5 protein-coding genes and 2 pseudogenes are annotated in these 7,429 nt (G+C 64.6%); 2 read left to right on the top strand and 5 right to left on the bottom strand.

Features of this window, described 5'->3' with window-relative positions; genetic code table 11:
* Positions 1-1,202, top strand: a pseudogene (locus QOI01_RS03645) (catalase); the annotation flags it as partial.
* Positions 1,203-1,925: 723 nt separating this feature from the next.
* Positions 1,926-2,279, top strand: coding sequence for a DUF3455 domain-containing protein (locus QOI01_RS03640; RefSeq protein WP_526378685.1), 354 nt, complete (start codon positions 1,926-1,928; stop codon positions 2,277-2,279).
* A 652-nt stretch (positions 2,280-2,931) separates the two neighbouring features.
* On the opposite strand, the gene QOI01_RS03635 is transcribed toward QOI01_RS03640, so the two are convergent.
* The 5 genes and pseudogenes from QOI01_RS03635 to QOI01_RS03615 all read right to left on the bottom strand — a co-directional run.
* On the bottom strand, positions 2,932-3,249 hold the full coding sequence (locus tag QOI01_RS03635; protein ID WP_526378683.1) for a hypothetical protein: 318 nt from the start codon (positions 3,247-3,249) through the stop codon (positions 2,932-2,934).
* Between the two features lie 520 nt (positions 3,250-3,769).
* Positions 3,770-4,117 carry a nuclear transport factor 2 family protein gene (locus QOI01_RS03630; protein ID WP_526378681.1) on the bottom strand — a complete coding sequence of 116 codons (348 nt, stop codon included), beginning with the start codon at positions 4,115-4,117 and terminating at the stop codon, positions 3,770-3,772.
* Between the two features lie 116 nt (positions 4,118-4,233).
* Positions 4,234-4,395 (bottom strand): hypothetical protein, encoded by a 162-nt coding sequence (locus tag QOI01_RS03625; RefSeq protein ID WP_526378679.1) that lies wholly within the window; start codon positions 4,393-4,395, stop codon positions 4,234-4,236.
* Positions 4,396-4,760: 365 nt separating this feature from the next.
* Positions 4,761-5,500, bottom strand: a pseudogene (locus tag QOI01_RS03620) (SDR family oxidoreductase).
* A gap of 347 nt (positions 5,501-5,847) precedes the next feature.
* Positions 5,848-7,429: MmpA family trehalose lipid delivery protein (locus tag QOI01_RS03615; protein ID WP_526378677.1), on the bottom strand; the 1,582-nt coding region annotated here is incomplete at its 5' end.

The raw sequence follows: 7,429 nt of genomic DNA, 5'->3' as shown, positions 1-7,429 counted from the left end.
GGGTGCCAAGACTGACACGCTGATCCGGTTTCCACAGTGGCCGGCGAACGCGGCACGCCCGACACTTGGCGAGACCGCGGGGGTTCTCCCTGAGGTTCTACACGCCGGAGGGCAACCTGGACATCGTGGGCAACAACACCCCGATATTCTTCCTTCGTGATGCGATGAAGTTCCAGCACTTCATCCGATCCCAGAAGCGGCGCGCGGATACCGGCATGCGGGACAACGACATGCAATGGGACCTCTGGACGCTGTCACCGGAGACGGCGCATCAAGTTGCGTGGCTGATGGGCGATCGGGCATCCAGGTGAACTGGCGGTTCGTGAACGGCTACGGTTCCCACACCTACAGCTGGATCAACGCCGACGGCCAAATCTCTTGGGTCAAATACCATTTCATCAGCGATCAGGGCGTCGAGTTGCTCACCCAGGCTGAGGCCGATCGGCTCGCCGGCATCGACGCTGACTACCACCAGCGCGATCTGTACGAAGCGATCAAGCGCGGCGATTACCCGAGTTGGACGTTGAAGATGCAGATCATGCCGTTCGAGGACGCGAAGAGCTACCGGTTCAACCCGTTCGACTTGACCAAGGTGTGGCCACACGACGACTACCCGCTGATCGAGGTTGGCAAGTTGACGTTGAACCGCATTTTCACCGACCACCACGCCGAGACCGAGCAGGCGGCGTTCGAGCCCAACAATCAGGTGCCCGGCACCGGACTGAGTCCGGACAAGATGCTGCTGGCACGCGGCTTCTCTTATGCCGACGCGCACCGGGCTCGGCTCGGGGTCAACTACAAGCAGATCCCGGTGAATTCGCCCAAGTCTGAGGTGCACAGCTACTCCAAGGACGGTGTGATGCGGATCCGCAATGCATCCGACCCCGTATACGCGCCGAACTCCTACGGCGGCCCCAAGGCCGACCGGACCGTGCCGCCGAGGTGCACTGATACACCGACGGTGACATGGTGGGTTCGGCATACACGCTGCGCCCTGACGACGACGACTGGGGTCAGGCGAACACGTTGGTCCGCCAGGTGATGGACGAGGCGGCCCGCCAACGGCTGGTCTCGAACGTCGTCGGACACCTTCGCAGCGGGGTGTCAAAAGAGGTGCTGGATCGCGTGTCGAGTACTGGAAGAACATCGACAATGAGCTCGGCGACGAGATCGAGGCCGCCGTGCGCAACCGATCGGCATGATCAGCTCTTCGCCGCTCCCACATGTAGACGTGACGGCTCTCGGGGGATGCCGTGCTGCGAGAGTCGTCGCACCACACAGAATTTGAGAGGCCGCGCCGATCCATCCATCCCGCAACGACCGCGTCACATACGGTGACTTCGTTCCGCGCGGCTTCACCGGATGTGTGCGGCACCACTTCCCGCCTCGATCCAGAGCGCGGCGCAATTTACGTAATTCCTGCGAAATAATCTGTCCGGGTAGATAAATCGGGTTGCGGGCGGCCGATAGTGCGAGGACTATCTAGATATGCGAATCAACCGGAGTTTCGGATCGGTGTTCGTGGCAGGGCTGCCGGAACCCATCTGTGGGCAGCTTTGGCGGCGGCTGCTCCAATGGCGCATGCCGCGGCTGGCACGGCGTCCGCGGCTGGGGTCACTGCGAGCCACCTCCAGGGTTTTCAGCCGAGCACACCTTGACGCTGAGTCCCGGGGGGTCCGGCCGCACTCGGCCGCGGCCGCCATGCTCGCCCACCTGCTGTAGTTGGAGATCGCACGATGATTCGTAGGACGCTTGTACTCGCGATCGGCTCGGTCGCGCTCGCGGTGCTCGGATGCTCGTCTGCTGGACAGTCGCAGGTACCAACCACACCCGTCACGAAAGTGAACGTCGGCAGCGCCGGATTGCCTCCGCCGCTTGTGGTACCGGCGGGGAACAGACTCACCTCGTCGCTCGACGGTTCCGGTGTGCAGGTCTATCAGTGTGTCAAGGGCCAGTGGACGCTTTTGCAGCCCGCGGCCACCTTGACCGAGGGCGGTAAGCCGGTCGGTTTGCACTTCAAAGGCCCGGTTTGGGTCTCGACGGTCGATGGCAGCGAGGTGGGCGCGGCACCGGTGGCGACGGTCAACCATAGCGGCGCCATACCGGAACTGTTGCTCAAGGCTAACCAGAATCAGGGAGAGGGCATGTTCAGCAAGGTGACATACGTTCAGCGGCTACGGACCACGGGTGGCGTGGCACCGGCCGGATCGTGCCCGGAGGGGTCGCAGCAGGCCGTCCGGTACTCGGCGGTGTACCGCTTCTGGTCGGCCGCCCCCTGACCGCTCGAACGAGATCGACGGTCCTCATAGAGACCGGGTTGTCGAACACTGCTCCTGTCGATCAATACCCGCTACCGAAGCAGCGGGGTGGCCCACCGTGGGTCCTGCCGAATTGGCCAGCTAGTTCTACGGCACTTTGAATGAGGAAGTTAAGGCACGCATCGACGCGGGCACGTTTGCTGTCATTGTTGTTGCGGCCAACACCCCGGCCCCTGGGATTCGGGCTCGCGGCCGCATTGGGGTTCGTCGGCGCAGAGACCTTGGCGCTCTACCCTCTCGAACAGCTCGCATACGAGACCGCTTTGTTGGCAGGTTTGGCTACACGCACGACGCGATTCGGCCGCGCCGCCCAGCCTATTTCATGGATACCAGAGATTGTCCATACTCGACGCCTCGTAACTCGGCTGGCTGGGCCGGTACTACTAGGAGGCTAGGCCGGCCGAGTGAACAGATTAAGAGCGGAAACGTGTCTACAGCAACGATTTCAAGCACCGTTGGGCTTCCATGATAGGACTTCTTCGTTGCGGATGAGCTCGCCATAGTATTGGGGGTTGACGGGCTGAAACACCAGATCGAGAAGGGCTACGGTCGGCTTGCGCGGGGGTGGGGGCGTCGCTGACATCCCACCATTCCGCAGAAGTGGGCGTGTTCATCATCCCCGGACACACTGCGGCCAGAGGATGCCTCGGTCGGTGTCCTGCTCATATCGTTGCCGGGCGAGGGTGCGTACAGCACTGACTTGGCCGATCTTGGATGGAATGTTGATGAACCCTGGCCACGCGCCTGCGCGTGCGCTGCCGTCGTTGACGGCCTCACGCCAGGCCGCCACCTGTTCATCGACGTCGCCGAGGGATGCCAGGTCGTCGAATCGGTTGTGCAACACCGGCGCCAGGTAGTGCAGCGTGCCCAGTGAGCTGGCGACGACGATCAGCCTCGCGTTGTCCCGCAGCAGTGGGGCGAAAGCACGCAAAATGCGGGTGGCACTCCAACCTCCATCTGCACATCATCGGCCTGCAGTGATGCGCTGACTGGTTGAGCTCAAGACCACATTCGAGACGTCCCAGACCGGACACCCACGGCGTAGGTTCTGCCAGGTCGTTGATGTACGGGTCTGGGCACGCAGTTTGGCAACACGACGGTTGAAGTGGGAAGCGGACCGGACACGTTGTCGGAGTTCCGGATACGGGCTCCAAAGTTCGCTTCAGTACACTCATTCCGAAACGTATGTCGCTGAGCGATGTGTGGCAATGTTGCGGCGGTTCTTCTGAGACGAACTCTTGAGACGCGATCTAGCCGTTGCCCCACGGGCAACCCGGCGGAATGTAGGTCAGTCCGAATTTTTCGTTGCAGAACCGTTGCAGCGCTTGAGAAACCATCTCCGGACCGTTGTCCATCCGCAGCACCTGGTTGGCCCCATCTCAATAGGGCTACAGCCCGCGAATAACGCGACAGGCTCTCTCGGTCACATGCTCCCGTTCGGGGGCGATCGCTCAGCCCTTGGCTCGCACCGAGTAACGGGCCGTCTGCACGCGGATCAGGCCGTCGCGAAACACAAAAGTGTCGACGCCATCGTCAGCGTGTGTTGCCGCGGAATCAGCGGCCCACTCCAGGAAAAGCAGATCACCATCGAAGATCTGGGTCTTCAGTGCCCAGGATGCGTTCGGTAGATCACTGAGCAGCTGGGTGAACCCCGCCCGGACACCTTCCTTGCCACGCAAGACTCCGCGGGATGTGATGAAGACGGCGTCATCCGCATAATCGGCGACGATCTCGTCAAGATCGCCCGCTCCAAGCGCTTCGGCGTGGTGGGCGAATACCTCCTCCGGCGTGCGGGTCATCGCTCCTTACCTCCTTCGTCGCACGGATGTGATGAGGTCCACTGGCAATCGCCACTTATCATGCTCGTTGCAGCGCGTCGGCGATCGGGCGGGTCTCGGCGACGCCGGCTGGCCCATCACAGCCAGGCGGCCCCTGCGACGAAGGGGTGCGCGGCCTCGGTGCCGTTGGCCTCCTCGGTGCGGGGTTGTTTGGGGTTGATCACGATGCTGTGCGCCGCTCGCATCGCCTCGGCGTCGGTTTCCCACCGACGGGTCGAACCCTCAATATCGGTGAACAAAACGTCACAACCCCCGACGGCGGCACCCCCGCGGACACCCGCACAGGATGTCATACGGTGGCCGCTTCGACGCGGCCAACCGCGACTGACTTTCAAGACTCTCATTACTTGTGAAAGTGAGACTCGGTATGCGCGTTGTAGCGTCTCAGACTCCGTGGCGGAATCTCAGTCGGAATGGCGGGTGGGTGGCGGATCCGCCAAGAAACTGAGACGTGTCGACTCGCCGGTGAGACCACCTTGTAGGTGCCTGCGCTTTACCTGAGGTGCGGCCCGCGGAGTACCTTGTCCCGCGTTGGAATCGGCTTGGGTGGCCAGGGTTTCGAGGCCCGGGTGTTAGTTGGTTCCGGGGATTCTTGAGCCGGGTGTTACCAGGGGTATCTTGTGCCGCTGTCGCTGAGAAATTCGCCACTCGGGCCGTCGGCGCCGATGAGGGCGAGTTGGACGGCGATCTTGGCTCCGTCGGCGGGGTCGCCGGCGCCTGGGGTTGGCAGTCCGCCGTTGAGATCCGTCGCACGGTAGCCGGGGCAGACGGCGTTCACTTTGATCCCGGCGGAGCGCAGGTCCTTCGCATAGAGCACGGTCAATGCGTTCAACGCCGTCTTGGAGGACTGGTAGGCGGCGTTGTTGAGATCGGCGAACTCGAACGCCGGATCGGACATCAAGGACAGCGAGCCCAGACCGCTGGAGACGTTCACGATTCGCGCCGCAGGCGACCTGCGCAGCAATGGGAGCAGCGCGTTGGTAACGGCGACCACCCCAAAGACATTGGTTTCGTAGGTACGGCGCATATCATCGAGGCTCACCTGCGAGGCAGGTTCCAGCCCGCTGGCAATCCCAGCATTATTGACCAAAACATCTAAGCTTCCCGGATCTTGACCGAGCTCTTCGGCCGCTGCCATCACCGAGACCAGGTCGGTCACGTCCAGCGGCAGAGGCCGTACCGACAACCCTTCTCCCGCAAGCTCGTCGACGCGTCCTGGCCGCGCGCGTGATCACGTGATCCGACGAAGACCAGCAGACCCGCCTGCGCCAGCTGGCGGGCGATGTGCCTACCGATCCCCTTGTTCGCGCCAGTCACCAGGGCAATCCTTTGTTCAGTAGTCATGTCTCCACCTTGATCTCGGCGTCTGGACGCTGCAAGGGTCCACAGGTAACTGATCGAGATAACTTGCGCACCCTGGGCGTCGAGCAGCTCGCGGCCGTCAACCTGCAGGTGATGAACAACACCTAACCGGAGCTACCTCCCCTTAAAAACCGCCCCATAAGCGCGAGTTCGGACAGGAGGATCTGTGTCGCAGATCATCGGCCGACCGGTGCGCGCCGACGCCGGGCGCAACCGTGACCGGCTACTCGATGCCGCCGTGCGCGCATTCGCCACCGATGGGGCAACCTCCAGCTACCAGGGACGTTGTCGTAACCATATGAATCTGCCGGCGTGTCGCGTCGCAGGATTCACACTCGATCCGCTGCCCCCCGACGTGGACCTCGACCGCTTCTCCACGCGCCCGCCAACATGCCGGCGGCCCCCGCGATCAGCGCTGCAAGCCAGACCAGGTGGGCCACGATCATGACATTTCGGTGAGGTGCTGCCGGCCGATCGCCGCCGACCCGGTACACCACGAGATCGTCATCCGCATGGGCGATGGGCAACGCCAGCCGTGGCGCGTCCGCACCACCGCCCTCGACGACGACCCAGCCGACGCCTGCCCTGGCCAATTCGGATGCGCCCGCACCGGAGAGCACCAGGCGTTCCACGTCGCGGGCGCGTTCACCCTCGCCGGGTACGGTCTGCCCGCCGATCACCAGGTCGCCGGTGCTGAGCACGTCTGCAGACACCCAGCGCGGCAGCGGCTCGAGCACGGGCGCGTCCCCGGCCCACGGGTAGTGCCGCATGCTGCCGGGTGGCAGCACCGCGACCGGTCGCGGGTCGGCGTTGATCAGCGCAGCCGCCGTCGTCCACGCGTGCGGGTAGCGCACCGAGGTGACCTTCCCTCCCACCCCCCAGGCCAGGTCGGGCAGGACTGCCACGAGCGCGAGGCAACACACCGCCGCCGAGACGCCCCTCGGGACCCTGCGCTGCATGGTGACCACCGCTGACGCACCTGCCATCGCGTAACCGGGCACCGCCAGTGCGACCCACTTCTGGGCGTCGCGCAAAACACCGAGGCCGGGCAGCACGCGAACGACGGCCTCGACGGCCGCCAATCCGGGGCCCGTCGCCATCGCTGCGGGCACCACCAGCGCGATGGCCGCGAGCGCGATCAGCGGCACCGCCCCCGAACACCGCACCGCCGTCGGCAGGCCCACCGCGACCACCGCGAGCAGAACCACGGTGGCGACGACGGCGAAGAGCGTCGTCCGGGAATCCGGTACGGCCTGGCCGTTCCAAATGCCCCCGAGACCGGCAAGGCTCGCCCACGTGCCAAGGCCCGGCTCGGCCCGTGCGGCGAATTGGGGCACTCCAGCTTGGGTCAACGAGAGTGAATCCGCCACTAGGGGCGCGACGAGCCACGGCAGCGCACCGAGCACCGCAGCGCCCAGCGACACTGCGGCGCACAGTCGTCTGGAGCGGCCCGTGCCCGGCGCCGCACAGCTCACCAGCGCCACCGCCGTCGCGAGCATCAGTCCCGTCGGCGTCAGGCCGGCCAGCGCGATCCAGAACAGCACGGGCCACCATGAGGCGTCACCGTCCTGTGCGCGCAGTCGCAGCACCGCGGCAGCTACCCACGACAGGCAGCCGTACCCGACCAGCAGACTCCAGTGCCCCTGCAGAAGCCGTTCTGCGACATAGGGATTCCACACCGCGAGCGTCGCGGCGACGAACTGGCCCGGCAGGCCTGAGGCGGGCATCACGACGGCCGTGAGCCGGGCGGCACCCCAGCCCGCGAGCCACAGACCCGCGATCAGCAGGAGCTTGACGACCACGCCGCCGTCGACGACGTGCGAGGCCAGCGCTACCGCGAAGTCCTGAGGGAGTGCCCGTGGTGCTGCCTCCGTGAGCCCAAGCGCGGCGTCGGTCAGATACGACCGCGGC

It is taken from the genome of Mycobacterium sp., from assembly GCF_032162605.1.
In the GTDB taxonomy this organism is placed as follows: domain Bacteria; phylum Actinomycetota; class Actinomycetes; order Mycobacteriales; family Mycobacteriaceae; genus Mycobacterium.
Note: the sequence above shows the minus strand (reverse complement) of the source record. Positions and strands in the feature narration are given on the sequence as shown.